Source organism: Klebsiella sp. WP3-W18-ESBL-02, assembly GCF_014168815.1.
Taxonomy (GTDB): domain Bacteria; phylum Pseudomonadota; class Gammaproteobacteria; order Enterobacterales; family Enterobacteriaceae; genus Kluyvera; species Kluyvera ascorbata_B.
In genome coordinates, this window is record NZ_AP021972.1 from 3,582,242 (window position 1) to 3,599,306 (window position 17,065).

The window sequence follows — 17,065 nt, forward strand, 5'->3', positions numbered from 1 at the left end:
CTTTATCATTTAGTGAGAAGGTTCAAGGATGGATGCGAGCTGAGCCAGCGCCTGCTGTGCCTGCTCACCGTCGCTGCCGAAGAGTTGATTAAGAATTTGTGGGCGAATGGCGGCGGCATCGTACTCAAGGACGATCGAGCCGGTTTCGCTATTGATCTGATATCGCCGGAGGTACCCTTCAGGATGGCAATAAGCATCCAGCTGTTTGAGCTTGCCCTGGCTAAGGCTGGCGATGAGCTTATTGGAAAATCGCAGGCGTAAACGCCCGGGTATATGGTGTGCCACTTCGACAAAGCGGCGCAGCGTAAGTAAGTCGCTAAAGGATTCGACAGGCATATCATTTAATACCCTGATATTTATAGGTGATATGAATCAAATCACAGATGCCGCGCGCCAGACAGCGCTAATCGCCCTTCTTTTGCGGTGTATCAAAAGGCTATTCGGCTTTCATTTTGGCAAGACGTGCGGGGAGTGCTGGACAGGGTGTTAATGCAAATATAAATTACTCTCATTACCACTTTAAAAATAAACAGGCGGCGGCTATGACTCCTTACCTGCACCAGACCCCCAATCGCATTCGTATCCGTTCCAGCTGGATCCAGCGCCATCCCCAGGACGTCACGCGCCTGGTGGACTCGCTGCGCGCCCGTGATGGGATCCTTGATGTCGTTCATCGTTTGTACGCCGGTTCAGTGGCGGTCAGTTTCGATCCCTCACGTATCTCCGCGAGCGCACTCCTGAGTGAACTGGAACAAGCCCAGTGGCTAAGCAGCCAGAAAGATAAAAGCTATATCGAGAACAGCCTGCGCGTCGGCGCCGGACATCTGCTTAAAACGCTGGCTTTTGGCGCATTAAAGCGTACAGTCGGTGGTCCTGTGGTTTCGATTGTGAGCGTGTTAACCCGATAATCCAGCGCGCAGCCGGGGCAATGTGAAGGTCGGGTATAACGGTAAATAGCCAATAATTGCCGAATAATGCGTCATGCTGTTCGCAACCTAACCAAACAGTCACATTCCGGTGAATTTCATTGAAAAAGATGTTGACGGTCCAGAACTCAATACGCATAATGCGCCCCGCAACGCCGATAAGGTAACGCGAAAAAAAGATGGCTACGTAGCTCAGTTGGTTAGAGCACATCACTCATAATGATGGGGTCACAGGTTCGAATCCCGTCGTAGCCACCATCTTTTTTGCGGGAGTGGCGAAATTGGTAGACGCACCAGATTTAGGTTCTGGCGCCGCAAGGTGTGCGAGTTCAAGTCTCGCCTCCCGCACCATTCACCAATAAGCGTTGCACGGATGGGGTATCGCCAAGCGGTAAGGCACCGGTTTTTGATACCGGCATTCCCTGGTTCGAATCCAGGTACCCCAGCCATATTTCTTCGATATTTGCGGATCGCCGCGACGGTATTGGGGTATCGCCAAGCGGTAAGGCACCGGTTTTTGATACCGGCATTCCCTGGTTCGAATCCAGGTACCCCAGCCATCGAAGAAAAGAAAATTTGGCTACGTAGCTCAGTTGGTTAGAGCACATCACTCATAATGATGGGGTCACAGGTTCGAATCCCGTCGTAGCCACCATATTCAGGAGCATTGGGTTTACCCGATTATCCGAAAACAATTTGTTGGGGTATCGCCAAGCGGTAAGGCACCGGATTCTGATTCCGGCATTCCGAGGTTCGAATCCTCGTACCCCAGCCAATTTAAAAAGTCGTTCACTTCGGTGAGCGCACCCGTTGGGGTATCGCCAAGCGGTAAGGCACCGGATTCTGATTCCGGCATTCCGAGGTTCGAATCCTCGTACCCCAGCCAAATTCAAAAGCTCGCTTCGGCGAGCTTTTTTTGTTTTTGTCCCATCCCGAATCCAGCGTGCCGCAGGCCTGATAAGCAAAGCGTCATCAGACACTGCGGTGCAAGATGCCGGATGACGGCTCTGCTTTATCCGGCCTACAACCCTAACGCATACTTCAGCGCCTGACGTTTCAAAACCCCCGCACGTTGGGCCGCCATGAGCCCCACATTGCGCAAAATGCGCAGCGGACCAAGATCGTTGCTAAAGCCGGCGTAGAATAGATCCATCCCACTCTGCATCAGCAGGTTATCGATCTTACGACGCGACTGATAGCGCCTTAGCACCGGCAGGCTGGCCCAATCTTCGCCCACGCTGCGCGCGTTCGCCAGTACGTCCAGCAGCGCGTCGACATCGCGATAGCCGAGGTTAACGCCCTGCCCGGCCAGCGGATGGATGGTATGCGCCGCATCCCCCACCAGCACCAGTCCCGGCTGCACATACTGCAGCGCATGGCGTCGGGTAAGCGGAAATGCCCCTGCCGCTACCGGCGTCACCTTGCCTAAACGCGGAGGAAAATGCGCGCTGATTTCCCGCTGCAGCTGCCCCATCGACATCGCCTGCAGTTGACGAATACGGGCGGGCGTGTCGTACCACACCAGCGAGGCCCAGCTATCGTAGAGCGGTAAAAAAGCGCGCGGCCCGGTAGGCGTAAACTGCTGCCATGTGCTGTCGCCAGGTTCGTTTTCGGACTGCACGGTAATCAGCATACAGGACTGCGGATACTGCCACCCCTGCACGCCAATGCCCGCCATCTGCCGCACCTGCGAAAGCGCGCCGTCGGCCCCCACCACCAGCCGGGCCTCAATATTTGTGCCGTCCTGCAGATGGAGTCGATGAACGGCGTCCTGAGCCTGCATGGCGCGTAATGCGCTGCCGTGCAGCAGCGTCACCTGCGGGTGCGCCTCCAGCGCCTGCCACAGCGCCAGCTGCAGGACATTGTTTTCAACCATATAGCCAAGATTCGGCAGCTTAAGCTCGGCAGCATCGAAGACCACATGCGCGGTCTCCCACTCCCAGGTTTCCAGGCGTCGCCACGGATGCGCGCGCATTGCCAGCACCGCATCCCAGACGCCAAGGCTGCGTAAAAGCTGTACCGAAGCCGCACTAATGGCCGAAATGCGCACGTCTGGCTGCGCGGTGGGCTCAAAGGCCACCGGCGGGGCTTTGTCGAGTACCGTCACCGAAAAACCATTCTGTGCCAGCGCCAGCGCCAGCGCCCCTCCGACCATCCCGCCGCCAATAATGGCAACGTCAGCGTGTAGAATTGTCATCATTTATTATCCTTAAAGCCGAATCCCTTCAGTTTACCGGACTTTTGCCTTTTGCGGCGAATATCCGCCAGGCTGGTCACAACCGCGCCAAAGCATTACAATACGCGCCCTGCAATGTTGGCTATTCATAATTGAGCAAGAGCAAGTCGATGACAAAAAAACTCCATATTAAAACCTGGGGCTGTCAGATGAACGAGTACGATTCATCAAAGATGGCCGATCTGCTGGATGCCACACATGGGTATCAACTGACTGAAAACGCAGCAGAAGCCGATGTATTACTGCTTAACACCTGCTCAATTCGTGAGAAAGCGCAGGAGAAAGTCTTCCACCAACTGGGCCGCTGGAAATTAATCAAAGCAAAAAATCCAAAGGTGATCATTGGCGTTGGCGGCTGCGTCGCGTCTCAGGAAGGCAAGCTCATTCGCCAACGCGCACACTACGTCGACATTATTTTTGGGCCACAAACCCTGCATCGCCTGCCGGAAATGATCGATGCCGTTCGCAATAACCGCCGACCGGTTATTGATGTCAGCTTCCCGGAAATCGAAAAATTCGACCGTCTGCCTGAACCGCGCGCCGAAGGCCCAACCGCATTCGTCTCCATCATGGAAGGCTGCAACAAATACTGTACCTACTGCGTGGTGCCGTACACCCGCGGCGAAGAAGTCAGCCGTCCGTGCGACGATATCCTGTTTGAGATAGCCCAACTGGCGGCGCAGGGCGTGCGCGAAGTCAACCTGCTTGGCCAGAACGTGAATGCCTGGCGCGGTGAGAACTACGACGGCACCACCGGCTCGTTTGCCGAGCTGCTGCGCCTCGTCGCCGCCATTGACGGGATTGACCGCGTGCGTTTCACCACCAGCCACCCGATCGAGTTTACCGACGACATTATTGACGTCTATCGCGATACGCCAGAGCTGGTCAGCTTCCTGCATCTGCCGATTCAGAGCGGTTCCGACCGCGTGCTGACGATGATGGGCCGCCCGCATACCGCGCTGGAATATAAGTCGATTATTCGTAAGCTGCGCGCCGCACGCCCGGATATTCAGATTAGCTCCGACTTCATCGTCGGCTTCCCGGGCGAAACCACGCAAGACTTCGAACAGACCATGAAGCTGATTGCCGACGTCAACTTCGACGTGAGCTTCAGCTTTGTGTTCTCCGCCCGTCCGGGAACACCGGCAGCCGATATGGTTGACGACGTGCCGGAGGAAGAGAAAAAGCAGCGTCTGTACATCCTGCAAGAACGCATCAATCAGCAGGCGATGGCCTGGAGCCGCCGCATGCTCGGCACCGTTCAGCGCATTCTGGTGGAAGGCACGTCGCGTAAGAGCATCATGGAGCTGACCGGCCGCACCGAAAACAACCGCGTGGTGAACTTTGAAGGCACCCCGGATATGGTCGGCAAGTTCGTGGACGTCGAAATTATCGACGTTTACACCAACTCGCTACGCGGTAAGCTGGTACGGACCGAAGATGAGATGGGCCTGCGCGTGGTGGAATCTCCGGAGTCGGTCATTGCCCGCACCCGCAAAGAGAGCGACCTGGGCGTTGGAATCTACCAGCCGTAATATTCATGGCCCGTCCGTTCTGGCGGGCCTTGTATTTCCTCCTGCTATCCCCATATTTATCGCAATGCTTGCGCCTTTCCGCTGCGGCGTGAATAATTCCTTTACGAGCCAAAGACGCTTGTCCTGCGGCTATACAGACATAAGAGGAACAGTTTGAACATAGACACTCGCGAAATTACCCTGGAGCCCGCAGACAATGCCCGTCTGCTGAGCCTGTGCGGCCCGTTTGACGACAACATCAAACAGCTGGAGCGACGACTGGGCATCGAGATCAACCGCCGCGATAACCATTTCAAACTGACGGGGCGCGCCATTTGCGTGACCGCCGCTGCCGACATTCTGCGCAGCCTGTATGTGGACACCGCGCCGATGCGCGGCCAGATTCAGGACATTGAGCCGGAACAGATTCACCTGGCGATAAAAGAAGCCCGCGTGCTGGAACAAAGCGCGGAGAGCGTGCCGGAGTACGGCAAAGCTATCAATATCAAAACCAAACGTGGCGTGATTAAACCACGTACGCCAAACCAGGCGCAGTACATCGCCCATATTCTTGACCACGACATCACCTTCGGCGTAGGCCCTGCGGGTACCGGTAAAACCTACCTTGCCGTCGCCGCCGCCGTTGATGCGCTGGAGCGTCAGGAGATTCGCCGCATTCTGCTGACCCGTCCGGCGGTTGAGGCCGGTGAGAAACTGGGCTTCCTGCCGGGCGATCTGAGCCAGAAAGTCGACCCGTATCTGCGCCCGCTGTATGACGCGCTGTTCGAAATGCTCGGCTTCGAGAAGGTTGAGAAACTGATGGAGCGCAACGTGATTGAAGTGGCTCCGCTGGCCTACATGCGTGGGCGTACGCTGAACGATGCCTTTATCATTCTCGATGAGAGCCAGAACACCACCATCGAACAGATGAAGATGTTCCTGACCCGTATCGGCTTTAACTCCAAAGCGGTCATTACCGGCGACGTCACCCAGATTGACCTGCCGCGCAGCACCAAATCCGGCCTGCGCCACGCTATCGAAGTGCTGGCCGAAGTCGATGAAATCAGCTTTAACTTCTTCCACAGCGAAGACGTGGTGCGCCACCCGGTGGTTGCCCGCATTGTGAACGCCTATGAAGCGTGGGAAGAAGCCGATCAAAAACGTAAAGCCGAGCAGGCCGCAGAACGTAAACGCGAAGCTCAGGCGCAGGAGCAGAAATGAGTCAGGTGATCCTCGATCTCCAGTTGGCCTGTGAAAACAACACCGGTCTGCCAGAAGAAAGTCAGTTTCAGACATGGCTGGATGCGGTTATCCCGCAGTTTCAGGAAGAATCGGAAGTCACGATTCGCCTGGTGGATGAAGCCGAAAGCCACGAGCTGAACCTCACCTATCGCGGCAAGGATAAGCCAACCAACGTGCTGTCATTCCCATTTGAAGCACCGCCGGGAATGGAGATGCCGCTGCTGGGCGATCTGATCATCTGCCGTCAGGTGGTTGAGCAGGAAGCCGCAGAGCAGGAAAAACCACTGGATGCCCACTGGGCGCATATGGTTGTCCACGGCAGTCTGCATTTGCTGGGCTATGACCATATTGAAGATGACGAAGCGGAAGAGATGGAAAGCCTTGAGACAGAGATAATGCTTGCTCTGGGCTATGAGGATCCGTACATTTCCGAGAAAGAATAAACATTTCGATAAACTGTAGGCCTGATAAGGCCTGGCCGCCATCCGGCATTGTGCCGGATGGCGCCGCGCTTATCCGGCCTACAGAGCGAATATACATGCCGTCCGGCGCTGAGTTTACGCGCGGCGAGCGACAGTTAAATCAACATGAGAACCCACACGACGCCATGAGCGACGACAATTCACACAGTAGTGACACAGTACACAGCAAAAAGGGATTTTTCTCCCTCTTACTCAGCCAGCTTTTCCACGGTGAACCGAAAAACCGTGACGATCTTCTGGCGCTGATCCGTGATTCCGGGCAAAACGAGCTTATCGATGAAGATACGCGCGACATGCTCGAAGGGGTAATGGATATCGCCGACCAGCGCGTCCGCGACATCATGATCCCTCGCTCCCAAATGATCACCCTGAAACGCAACCAAACGCTGGACGAATGTCTCGATGTGATCATCGAGTCCGCCCACTCGCGCTTCCCGGTCATCAGCGAGGACAAAGATCACATTGAAGGGATTCTGATGGCGAAAGATCTGCTGCCGTTTATGCGCAGCGATGCCGAAGCCTTCAGCATGGATAAAGTGTTACGCACCGCGGTTGTCGTACCGGAAAGCAAACGGGTTGACCGGATGCTCAAGGAGTTCCGCTCCCAGCGCTACCATATGGCTATCGTTATCGATGAATTTGGCGGCGTTTCGGGCCTGGTGACTATCGAAGATATTCTGGAGCTTATCGTCGGCGAGATTGAAGACGAGTATGACGAAGAAGACGATATCGACTTCCGTCAGCTGAGCCGCCACACCTGGACGGTGCGTGCGCTGGCGTCGATCGAAGACTTTAACGATGCCTTCAGCACTCACTTCAGCGATGAAGAGGTCGATACCATCGGCGGTCTGGTCATGCAGGCTTTCGGTCATCTGCCGGCGCGCGGGGAAACTATCGACATCGATGGTTACCAGTTTAAGGTGGCGATGGCCGACAGCCGTCGTATTATTCAGGTTCATGTTAAGATTCCGGACGATTCCCCCCAACCGAAACTGGACGAATAATCTCCATGGCATTTGCCTCATTGCTTGAACGCCAGCGCATTCGCCTGCTGCTGGCGCTACTTTTCGGAGCCAGCGGTACGCTGGCTTTTTCTCCTTATGACATCTGGCCAGCGGCGATAATATCGCTGATGGGCCTGCAAGGGCTGACGCTCAACCGTCGCCCGGTGCAGGCGGCCGCTATCGGTTATGCCTGGGGCTTCGGCCTGTTTGGCTCCGGTATCAACTGGGTTTACGTGAGTATTGCGCAGTTCGGCGGTATGCCCGGCCCGGTTAACGTCTTTCTTGTGGTGCTGCTGGCCGCCTATCTCTCGCTCTATACCGGGCTTTTTGCCGGTATTTTGTCGCGCTTATGGCCGAAGACAAACTGGGTGCGCATGGCAATCGCCGCCCCGGTGGTCTGGCAGCTTACCGAGTTCCTGCGCGGCTGGGTGCTCACCGGCTTCCCATGGCTACAGTTTGGCTACAGCCAGATTGACGGCCCATTGAAAGGACTGGCGCCGGTGATGGGCGTCGGCGCGATTAACTTCCTGCTGATGGCGGTGAGCGGCCTGCTGGCGCTGGCGCTGGTTACCCGCAACTGGCGTCCGCTGGCGGCTGGCGTCATTCTGTTCGCACTGCCCTTCCCGCTGCGCTATATCCAGTGGTATACCCTGCAAACCGACAAAACGACCCAGGTTTCGCTGGTACAGGGCGACATCCCTCAGGCGCTGAAGTGGGACGAAAACCAGCTGCTGAATACCCTGAAAGTCTACCTCGACGCCACCGAGCAGGTGATGGGCAAATCGCAGCTGATTATCTGGCCGGAGTCGGCAATTCCGGATCTGGAAATCAACCAGCAGCGCTTCCTCAGCATGATGGACGATTTACTGCGCGCCAAAGACAGCACGCTGATTACCGGTATCGTCGACTCACGCCTTAATAAGCAGAATCGCTACGACACCTATAACACCATCATCACGCTGGGCAAAGACAGCCCGTACAGCTATGAATCCAGCAACCGCTATAACAAAAACCATCTGGTGCCGTTTGGTGAGTTTGTGCCGCTGGAATCAATTCTGCGCCCGCTGGCGCCGTTCTTTGACCTGCCGATGTCCTCCTTCAGCCGCGGGCCGTACATTCAACCGCAGCTGCAGGCGCATAATCTGAAGCTGACTGCGGCGATCTGCTACGAGATCATTCTCGGCCAGCAGGTACGCGACAACTTCCGCCCGGACACCAACTTCCTGCTGACTATCTCCAACGACGCGTGGTTCGGTAAGTCCATCGGCCCGTGGCAGCACTTCCAGATGGCGCGGATGCGCGCGCTGGAGCTGGCGCGCCCGCTGCTGCGCAGCACCAACAACGGCATTACGGCAGTGATTGGCCCGCGCGGTGAAATTCAGGATATGATCCCGCAGTTCACCCGTCAGGTACTGACCACCAAGGTGACGCCAACCGCCGGCCTGACGCCGTATGCGCGCACCGGTGATTGGACGCTATGGCTGATTACCGCGCTGTTCGGTTTTGGCGCCCTGGTGATGAGCCTGCGTCAACGTCGCAAATAAAGTATTGCACTATCGAATGTAGGCCGGATAAGGCGGTACGCCGCCATCCGGCAGTCGCGCTGCATCGGGCCTGATGGCGCTACGCTTATCAGGCCTACGCGATTTTCCCCACCAGCACTTCCTCTTCCAAGCCCCATTCTGGCACGCCAATTGCTTTATATAATCAAGAAGCTGCATATCACCGCCAGGGGCAACTGGGTTGCACCACGACACGCCGCCGGTAGCACCATTTTTGTGCAAACGGCGATTATTGCCTCAAAGCGGTGCGGTGTGCTTCGCAAAAATAAACAATAACGCAGCAAAATCTTTACATTAAGCCAAACTAAATGCTAACAAACACAGATAACGCTGCACGCTAAAGACGCAGTGATAACAACACAACATTCACAATGGGTATCAATGCATCCTTACCGATGCAGAGGATAAAGGAGTTGGATATGCAATTACGTAAACTGGCCGCTGCCATGCTGGTCATGGGTGTTACCGCCGGTCTGGCACATGCTGAAGACGCAAAGCCAGCCGCCGATGCCGCACAGCAGCAATCGACTCTGGAAAAAATCGCGAAAAACGGCGTTATCGTCGTGGGTCACCGCGAATCATCCGTGCCGTTCTCCTATTACGATAACCAGCAGAAAGTGGTCGGTTACTCTCAGGACTATTCCAACGCCATCGTTGAAGCGGTAAAGAAAAAGCTGAACAACCCGAAGCTGGACGTGAAGCTGATTCCAATTACCTCTCAAAACCGTATTCCGCTGCTGCAAAACGGCACGTTTGACTTCGAGTGTGGCTCAACCACCAACAACCTCGAGCGCCAGAAGCAGGCCGCCTTCTCTGACACCATCTTCGTCGTCGGCACCCGCCTGCTGGTGAAAAAAGGCGGTCCGATTAAAGACTTCCCGGATCTGAAAGACAAAGCGGTAGTGGTGACCTCCGGAACCACCTCCGAAGTTCTGCTGCACAAGCTGAACGACGAGCAGAAAATGAATATGCGCATCATTAGCGCCAAAGACCACGGCGACTCTTTCCGCACCCTGGAAAGCGGCCGTGCGGTAGCCTTTATGATGGATGACGCGCTGCTGGCCGGCGAACGAGCGAAAGCCAAGAAACCGGACAACTGGGAAATTGTCGGCAAACCGCAGTCCCAGGAAGCCTATGGCTGTATGCTGCGCAAAGATGACCCTGAGTTTAAAAAGCTGATGGACGATACTATCGCCCAGGCGCAGACCTCCGGCGAAGCCACCAAGTGGTTTGATAAGTGGTTTAAGAACCCGATTCCGCCTAAAAATCTGAACATGAACTTTGAGCTCTCGGAAGAGATGAAAACGCTGTTCAAAACGCCAAACGATAAAGCGCTTAACTAATAAAAAATATGGGGCGGAAAAATCTGCCCTCTCGATTGTGGTTCAGCACGGACAGACTATACGTCAGGTGGTCGTTCCCCACCTGGCCTGAATACCGCAAAACGCTGTTCAACAATCTTCGAGGGTAGCAGGTCGTACTGCTACCCTTTTTTTTCTGGAGTTTATTATGTCAATAGACTGGAACTGGGGCATCTTTTTACAACAGGCCCCTTTCGGCAACACCACCTATCTCGGCTGGCTCTGGAGCGGTTTCCAGGTCACCGTCGCGCTCTCTATCACCGCCTGGATTATCGCGTTTCTCGTCGGCTCGCTGTTCGGCATTTTGCGTACCGTGCCTAACCGGTTCTTATCGGGTATCGGCACCTGCTACGTCGAATTGTTCCGCAACGTGCCGCTGATCGTGCAGTTCTTTACCTGGTACCTTGTGGTGCCGGAGCTGCTGCCGGAAAACCTCGGCATGTGGTTTAAATCCGAGCTGGATCCAAACATTCAGTTCTTCCTCTCCTCAATGATTTGCCTGGGTCTGTTCACCGCCGCGCGCGTTTGTGAGCAGGTGCGTGCGGCAATTCAGTCGCTGCCGCGCGGGCAAAAAAACGCCGGGCTGGCGATGGGGCTTACGCTGCCGCAAACCTATCGCTACGTGCTGCTGCCGAACGCCTATCGCGTGATCGTGCCACCGATGACCTCAGAGATGATGAACCTGGTGAAGAACTCAGCCATCGCCTCCACCATCGGTCTGGTCGATATGGCGGCACAGGCCGGCAAGCTGCTGGACTATTCCGCGCACGCCTGGGAATCCTTTACGGCGATTACCCTGGCATACGTGCTGATTAACGCGGTCATTATGTTAGTGATGGCTGTGGTAGAACGGAAAATCCGCCTGCCCGGCAACCTGGGGGGTAAATAATGTACGAATTTGACTGGAGTTCTATCGTTCCGTCGATGCCCTACCTGATTGCAGGTCTGGTCGTCACGCTCAAAATTACCGTTACGGCAATTGTTATCGGTATCGTCTGGGGGACGCTGCTGGCGGTCATGCGCCTGTCATCCTTCAAGCCGATTGCCTGGTTTGCCAAAGCCTACGTCAACGTGTTCCGCTCCGTCCCGCTGGTGATGGTGCTGCTGTGGTTCTACCTGATTGTGCCCGGTTTCCTGCAAAACGTACTGGGGCTGTCACCGAAAAGCGATATTCGCCTGATCTCGGCAATGGTGGCGTTCTCGATGTTCGAAGCCGCCTATTACTCCGAGATTATCCGCGCCGGTATCCAGAGTATTTCACGCGGCCAGTCCAGCGCTGCGCTGGCGCTGGGGATGACCCACTGGCAGTCGATGAAGCTTATCATTCTGCCGCAGGCCTTCCGTGCCATGGTGCCGCTGCTGCTGACTCAGGGGATCGTGCTGTTCCAGGATACCTCGCTGGTATACGTGTTAAGCCTCGCAGACTTCTTCCGTACCGCCTCAACTATCGGCGAACGTGACGGTACCCAGGTAGAAATGATTCTGTTTGCTGGTTTTGTTTATTTTGTGATTAGTCTTAGCGCCTCGCTGCTGGTCAGCTACTTGAAGAAAAGGACCGTATAATGATTACCCTGAAAAACGTCTCTAAATGGTATGGTCACTTTCAGGTGTTGACCGACTGCTCCACGGAAGTAAAAAAAGGCGAAGTGGTGGTGGTGTGCGGGCCGTCCGGCTCCGGCAAATCCACGCTTATCAAAACCGTCAACGGTCTGGAACCCGTGCAACAAGGGGAAATTCTTGTCAACGGCACCAAGGTGAACGACAAGAAAACCAATCTGGCAAAGCTGCGCTCTCACGTCGGCATGGTATTCCAGCACTTCGAGCTGTTCCCGCACCTGTCGATTATTGAGAACCTCACTCTGGCGCAGGTTAAGGTGCTGAAGCGAGATAAAGCGGCCGCCCGCGAAAAGGGCTTAAAGCTGCTTGAGCGCGTCGGTCTTTCCGCGCACGCCAACAAGTTTCCAGCGCAGCTTTCCGGCGGTCAGCAGCAGCGCGTGGCGATCGCCCGCGCGCTGTGTATGGATCCGGTCGCCATGCTGTTTGACGAACCCACCTCCGCGCTCGATCCTGAAATGATCAACGAAGTGCTGGATGTCATGGTTGAGCTGGCGCATGAAGGCATGACCATGATGGTGGTGACCCACGAAATGGGCTTTGCGCGCAAAGTGGCCAACAGGGTGATCTTTATGGACGAAGGTAAGATCGTTGAAGATGCCGAAAAAGAGGCCTTCTTCGCCAACCCGAAATCGGACCGCGCCAAAGACTTCCTTGCGAAAATTCTGCACTAACCTTCCCGCGCGCACTCGGCAGAGTGCGCGCTGCATCACGCTTTAACGCTTACCCTCTCGTTCATTCCATTAGCAGGCCTTACCCTTGTCACAAAATAACGCGAACAAGGAGCCGCTATGGCACTGCCAATTATTCTGGACTGCGACCCAGGTCATGATGACGCGATCGCTATCGTGCTCGCCCTCGCCTCCCCCGAGCTGGAGGTGAAAGCCATCACCTCTTCCGCCGGTAACCAGACGCCGGAGAAAACCCTGCGTAACGTTCTGCGCATGCTGACATTACTGAAACGCCCGGATATCCCGGTGGCGGGCGGCGCGGTGAAGCCGCTGATGCGCGAACTCATTATTGCCGATAACGTCCACGGTGAAAGCGGCCTTGATGGCCCGGCGCTGCCGGAGCCGGCATTTGCCCCGCAAAGCTGCACTGCCGTAGAACTGATGGCGAAAACCCTGCGCGAGAGCCCGGAACCGGTGACCATTGTCTCCACCGGGCCGCAGACCAACGTCGCGCTGTTGCTGAACTCGCACCCGGAGCTGCGGGCGAAAATCACCCGTATTGTGATCATGGGCGGCGCAATGAGCCTGGGCAACTGGACGCCCGCCGCCGAGTTCAATATTTACGTTGATCCGGAAGCGGCAGAAATCGTCTTCCAGTCCGGTATTCCGGTCATGATGGCGGGCCTGGATGTGACGCATAAAGCGCAGATCCACGCTGAAGACACCGAGCGTTTTCGCGCCATTGGCAACCCGGTAGCGACAATTGTCGCGGAGCTGCTGGATTTCTTCCTTGAGTACCACAAAGATGAGAAATGGGGCTTTGTCGGCGCGCCGCTGCATGACCCCTGCACCATCGCCTGGCTGCTGAAGCCGGAAATATTCACTACCGTAGAACGTTGGGTTGGCGTGGAAACGCAGGGGAAATATACCCAAGGAATGACGGTGGTGGATTATTACTTCCTGACGGGGAATAAGCCAAATGCCGCGGTGATGGTAGACGTTGACCGGCAGGCGTTTGTTGACCTGCTGGCAGAACGACTAAAATTTTACGCCTGAGTGATGCCGGATGGCGCTAACGCTTATCCGGCCTGCATCTCACACAAACGTGTAGGCCGGATAAGACGCATCGCGTCGCCATCCGGCACCGTTAACTACGGCTCAAACGGCCTGCGCTGGAACTGGTCATGCCCGCACTTCGGGCACCTCGGCAGCACGTCCGGCGTATACACCGCCAGGTGGAAGTGGCACTTCTCGCACACCAGATTGCCCAGCCCCACCACCTCACCGCTGTGGTAGACACCGTGATGGCTTAAATCCTGAAACACCTCACGCCACTCCAGCTGCGTTTTATCGGTAATATCCGCCAGCTCCTGCCAGATACTCTCTTTAATTACCCGCAGGAAGACGCTGTCGGACTCGTCTTCCTGGCTTTCGCCGTAGCTCATCGCAAACTCTTCCAGATCCCGACGGACGGCGCGCAGCAGCTCGTCGATTTCGCCGCGCGTTAACTCGCTGGTTTGCGCGATTTTCGCCCGCGCCTGATCCACCAGCGCGTCGATATCACGTTCGCCGTTACGTAAACGTTCACTCAGCGTAGCGACCAGTTCACGGTAAATTTGAGCAACCTTGTTCATTGTTTCCTCTCCCAGCCAGTTAACCTATTCTAATAGTAGCCGTTATTTCTCTTTCGCTTTGTCAGCTTTGCCACAGAGTGCGTAAATTATGCCTTGAGCTTTTCATCGGCTTAACGTGCTAAAGGCTGTTTTGACGTGCACGTTTGGGCTATGCTATGCGGATCTGAAATACCACATCTACTGGCTACATTTGTAGCTGCATTGAAAACAGGATTACTGGCTGCCATGCAAGAGCAATACCGCCCGGAAGAGATAGAATCGAAAGTCCAGCTTCACTGGGATGAGAAGCGCACATTTGAAGTTACTGAAGACGAGAGCAAAGAGAAGTATTACTGCCTGTCGATGCTTCCCTATCCTTCTGGTCGACTACACATGGGCCACGTCCGTAACTACACCATCGGCGACGTTATCGCTCGCTATCAGCGCATGCTGGGCAAAAACGTCCTGCAGCCTATCGGCTGGGATGCGTTCGGCCTGCCGGCTGAAGGTGCCGCGGTCAAAAACAACACCGCCCCGGCGCCGTGGACCTACGACAACATCGCGTACATGAAAAACCAGCTCAAAATGCTGGGCTTTGGTTACGACTGGAGTCGCGAGCTGGCAACCTGTACCCCGGAATACTACCGCTGGGAACAGAAATTCTTCACCGAGCTGTATAAAAAAGGCCTGGTGTACAAGAAAACGTCTGCGGTGAACTGGTGTCCGAACGACCAGACCGTCCTGGCCAACGAACAGGTTATCGACGGCTGCTGCTGGCGTTGCGATACCAAAGTTGAGCGTAAAGAGATCCCACAGTGGTTTATCAAAATCACCGCTTACGCTGACGAACTGCTGCGCGACCTGGATAACCTTGATCACTGGCCTGACACCGTGAAAACGATGCAGCGCAACTGGATCGGGCGTTCTGAAGGCGTAGAAATCACCTTCGACGTGACCGGTTACGACAATACGCTGACCGTTTACACCACCCGTCCAGACACCTTCATGGGCGCAACCTACCTGGCAGTAGCTGCAGGTCACCCGCTGGCGCAGAAAGCCGCTGCGACTAACCCCGCGCTGGCTGCTTTTATCGACGAATGCCGCAACACCAAAGTGGCCGAAGCCGATATGGCGACCATGGAGAAAAAAGGCGTCGACACCGGCTTTAAAGCCGTTCACCCGCTGACCGGCGAAGAGATTCCGGTATGGGCTGCCAACTTCGTGCTGATGGAGTATGGCACCGGCGCGGTGATGGCCGTTCCGGGTCACGACCAGCGCGACTACGAATTTGCCACCAAATACGGCCTGACCATCAAGCCGGTTATCCTGGCCGCTGACGGCAGCGAGCCGGATCTGTCTGAACAGGCGCTGACCGAAAAAGGCGTGCTGTTTAACTCCGGTGAATTCGACGGTCTGGCCTTTGAAGATGCCTTTAACGCCATTGCCGACAAACTGGCAGCAAAAGGCGTGGGCGAGCGCAAAGTTAACTACCGTCTGCGCGACTGGGGCGTTTCCCGCCAGCGTTACTGGGGCGCACCGATCCCGATGGTGACGCTGGAAGACGGCACCGTGCTGCCAACGCCAGAAGATCAGCTGCCGGTGATTCTGCCGGAAGACGTGGTCATGGACGGTATCACCAGCCCGATCAAAGCCGATCCGGAGTGGGCGAAAACCACCGTTAACGGTATGCCTGCGCTGCGTGAAACCGACACCTTCGATACCTTTATGGAATCATCATGGTACTACGCGCGCTACACCTGCCCGCAGTATCAGGAAGGCATGCTGGATTCCAAAGCCGCTAACTACTGGCTGCCGGTTGATATCTACATTGGCGGTATCGAACACGCCATCATGCACCTGCTCTACTTCCGCTTCTTCCACAAACTGATGCGCGATGCAGGCCTGGTCAACTCTGACGAGCCGGCTAAACAGCTGCTGTGTCAGGGCATGGTGCTGGCAGATGCCTTCTACTACGTGGGCGCAAACGGCGAACGTAACTGGGTTTCCCCGGTTGACGCCATCGTTGAGCGCGACGAAAAAGGCCGTATCGTGAAGGCGAAAGACGCGGCGGGCCATGAGCTGGTGTATACCGGCATGAGCAAGATGTCCAAGTCCAAAAACAACGGCATCGACCCGCAGGTTATGGTTGAACGCTACGGCGCCGACACCGTACGTCTGTTCATGATGTTTGCCTCTCCGGCTGACATGACCCTGGAATGGCAGGAATCCGGCGTTGAAGGGGCGAACCGCTTCCTGAAACGTGTCTGGAAACTGGTTTACGAGCACACCGCTCGTGGCCCAGTGGCAGCCATCAACGTTGATGCGCTGAACGAAGATCAGCAGGCGCTGCGTCGTGATGTCCATAAAACCATCGCCAAAGTCACCGATGATATCGGCCGTCGTCAGACCTTCAACACCGCGATTGCGGCAATCATGGAGCTGATGAACAAACTGGCGAAAGCGCCGATGGAAGACGCGCAGGACAGAGCGCTGATGCAGGAAGCGCTGCTGGCTGTCGTGCGCATGCTCAACCCGTTCACTCCGCACGTGAGCTTCACGCTGTGGCAGGAACTGGGCGGCGAAGGTGATATCGATAACGCGCCGTGGCCGGTTGCCGACGAGAACGCGATGGTTGAAAACACCACGCTGGTCGTCGTACAGGTCAACGGTAAAGTGCGCGGTAAAATCACCGTCGCGGTCGATGCGACCGAAGAGCAGGTGCGTGAACGCGCAGGCCAGGAACCCCTGGTGGCGAAATACCTTGAAGGCGTTACCGTACGTAAAGTCATCTACGTACCGGGTAAACTGCTTAACCTGGTCGTAGGCTAAGCGCGGGAGGA

Annotated in this window: 15 protein-coding genes and 7 tRNA genes; 19 read left to right on the forward strand and 3 right to left on the reverse strand. The window is 55.8% G+C overall.

Translation table 11 applies throughout. From position 1 onward, the window contains the following. Positions 1 to 9: 9 nt before the first annotated feature. Positions 10 to 336 carry an HMA2 domain-containing protein gene (locus H7R56_RS17110; protein ID WP_106924682.1) on the reverse strand — a complete coding sequence of 109 codons (327 nt, stop codon included), beginning with the start codon at positions 334 to 336 and terminating at the stop codon, positions 10 to 12. Positions 337 to 542: 206 nt separating this feature from the next. Here H7R56_RS17110 and H7R56_RS17115 point away from each other — a divergent pair, with 206 nt between their 5' ends. The 8 genes from H7R56_RS17115 to H7R56_RS17150 all read left to right on the forward strand — a co-directional run bounded on the left by H7R56_RS17115 (position 543) and on the right by H7R56_RS17150 (position 1,812). Continuing rightward, positions 543 to 908, forward strand: a complete 366-nt coding sequence (locus H7R56_RS17115; protein ID WP_106924683.1) for a hypothetical protein — start codon at positions 543 to 545, stop codon at positions 906 to 908. Between the two features lie 199 nt (positions 909 to 1,107). Continuing rightward, positions 1,108 to 1,184: transfer RNA gene (locus tag H7R56_RS17120), tRNA-Met, on the forward strand. A gap of 8 nt (positions 1,185 to 1,192) precedes the next feature. Continuing rightward, positions 1,193 to 1,277: transfer RNA gene (locus H7R56_RS17125), tRNA-Leu, on the forward strand. Between the two features lie 23 nt (positions 1,278 to 1,300). After that, positions 1,301 to 1,375: transfer RNA gene (locus tag H7R56_RS17130), tRNA-Gln, on the forward strand. A 36-nt stretch (positions 1,376 to 1,411) separates the two neighbouring features. Further along, positions 1,412 to 1,486: transfer RNA gene (locus H7R56_RS17135), tRNA-Gln, on the forward strand. Between the two features lie 18 nt (positions 1,487 to 1,504). After that, a tRNA-Met gene (locus H7R56_RS17140) sits at positions 1,505 to 1,581 on the forward strand. 45 nt (positions 1,582 to 1,626) lie between these two features. Beyond that, a tRNA-Gln gene (locus H7R56_RS17145) sits at positions 1,627 to 1,701 on the forward strand. 36 nt (positions 1,702 to 1,737) lie between these two features. Next, positions 1,738 to 1,812: transfer RNA gene (locus H7R56_RS17150), tRNA-Gln, on the forward strand. Positions 1,813 to 1,947: 135 nt separating this feature from the next. Here the strand turns inward: H7R56_RS17150 and ubiF are convergent. After that, a complete protein-coding gene (gene ubiF / locus H7R56_RS17155; protein WP_106924807.1) occupies positions 1,948 to 3,123 on the reverse strand; it encodes a 3-demethoxyubiquinol 3-hydroxylase in 1,176 nt (391 codons plus the stop codon). A 149-nt stretch (positions 3,124 to 3,272) separates the two neighbouring features. Here ubiF and miaB point away from each other — a divergent pair, with 149 nt between their 5' ends. The 10 genes from miaB (at position 3,273) to rihA (ending at position 13,668) form a co-directional block, all read left to right on the forward strand. Next, positions 3,273 to 4,697 (forward strand): tRNA (N6-isopentenyl adenosine(37)-C2)-methylthiotransferase MiaB, encoded by a 1,425-nt coding sequence (miaB, locus tag H7R56_RS17160; RefSeq protein WP_106924684.1) that lies wholly within the window; start codon positions 3,273 to 3,275, stop codon positions 4,695 to 4,697. A 153-nt stretch (positions 4,698 to 4,850) separates the two neighbouring features. Continuing rightward, positions 4,851 to 5,897 carry a PhoH family protein gene (locus tag H7R56_RS17165; RefSeq protein WP_106924685.1) on the forward strand — a complete coding sequence of 349 codons (1,047 nt, stop codon included), beginning with the start codon at positions 4,851 to 4,853 and terminating at the stop codon, positions 5,895 to 5,897. Further along, positions 5,894 to 6,361 (forward strand): rRNA maturation RNase YbeY, encoded by a 468-nt coding sequence (gene ybeY, locus H7R56_RS17170; RefSeq protein ID WP_106924686.1) that lies wholly within the window; start codon positions 5,894 to 5,896, stop codon positions 6,359 to 6,361. Before H7R56_RS17165 ends, ybeY begins: the two co-directional genes overlap by 4 nt. Before the next feature lie 164 nt (positions 6,362 to 6,525). After that, complete coding sequence (gene corC / locus H7R56_RS17175; RefSeq protein WP_106924808.1) at positions 6,526 to 7,404, forward strand: CNNM family magnesium/cobalt transport protein CorC; 879 nt, start codon at positions 6,526 to 6,528, stop codon at positions 7,402 to 7,404. 5 nt (positions 7,405 to 7,409) lie between these two features. After that, on the forward strand, positions 7,410 to 8,948 hold the full coding sequence (gene lnt, locus H7R56_RS17180) for an apolipoprotein N-acyltransferase (protein WP_106924687.1): 1,539 nt from the start codon (positions 7,410 to 7,412) through the stop codon (positions 8,946 to 8,948). Between the two features lie 437 nt (positions 8,949 to 9,385). Further along, on the forward strand, positions 9,386 to 10,309 hold the full coding sequence (locus H7R56_RS17185; RefSeq protein ID WP_106924688.1) for an amino acid ABC transporter substrate-binding protein: 924 nt from the start codon (positions 9,386 to 9,388) through the stop codon (positions 10,307 to 10,309). Positions 10,310 to 10,475: 166 nt separating this feature from the next. Then, the gene (locus H7R56_RS17190) at positions 10,476 to 11,216 is read left to right on the forward strand and encodes an amino acid ABC transporter permease (RefSeq protein ID WP_106924689.1); all 741 of its coding nucleotides are present in this window, start codon (positions 10,476 to 10,478) and stop codon (positions 11,214 to 11,216) included. Further along, on the forward strand, positions 11,216 to 11,890 hold the full coding sequence (gene gltK / locus H7R56_RS17195) for a glutamate/aspartate ABC transporter permease GltK (RefSeq protein ID WP_106924690.1): 675 nt from the start codon (positions 11,216 to 11,218) through the stop codon (positions 11,888 to 11,890). The genes H7R56_RS17190 and gltK overlap by 1 nt, the downstream gene beginning before the upstream one ends. After that, entirely contained in the window at positions 11,890 to 12,615 is a 726-nt protein-coding gene (locus H7R56_RS17200) for an amino acid ABC transporter ATP-binding protein (protein ID WP_106924691.1), read from the forward strand. The genes gltK and H7R56_RS17200 overlap by 1 nt, the downstream gene beginning before the upstream one ends. 117 nt (positions 12,616 to 12,732) lie before the next feature. Further along, complete coding sequence (rihA, locus tag H7R56_RS17205; RefSeq protein ID WP_106924692.1) at positions 12,733 to 13,668, forward strand: pyrimidine-specific ribonucleoside hydrolase RihA; 936 nt, start codon at positions 12,733 to 12,735, stop codon at positions 13,666 to 13,668. Between the two features lie 95 nt (positions 13,669 to 13,763). On the opposite strand, the gene H7R56_RS17210 is transcribed toward rihA, so the two are convergent. After that, entirely contained in the window at positions 13,764 to 14,246 is a 483-nt protein-coding gene (locus H7R56_RS17210) for a zinc ribbon-containing protein (RefSeq protein ID WP_182928314.1), read from the reverse strand. 225 nt (positions 14,247 to 14,471) lie between these two features. Here H7R56_RS17210 and leuS point away from each other — a divergent pair, with 225 nt between their 5' ends. Further along, positions 14,472 to 17,054, forward strand: coding sequence for a leucine--tRNA ligase (gene leuS, locus H7R56_RS17215; protein ID WP_106924694.1), 2,583 nt, complete (start codon positions 14,472 to 14,474; stop codon positions 17,052 to 17,054). Positions 17,055 to 17,065 lie beyond the last annotated feature (11 nt).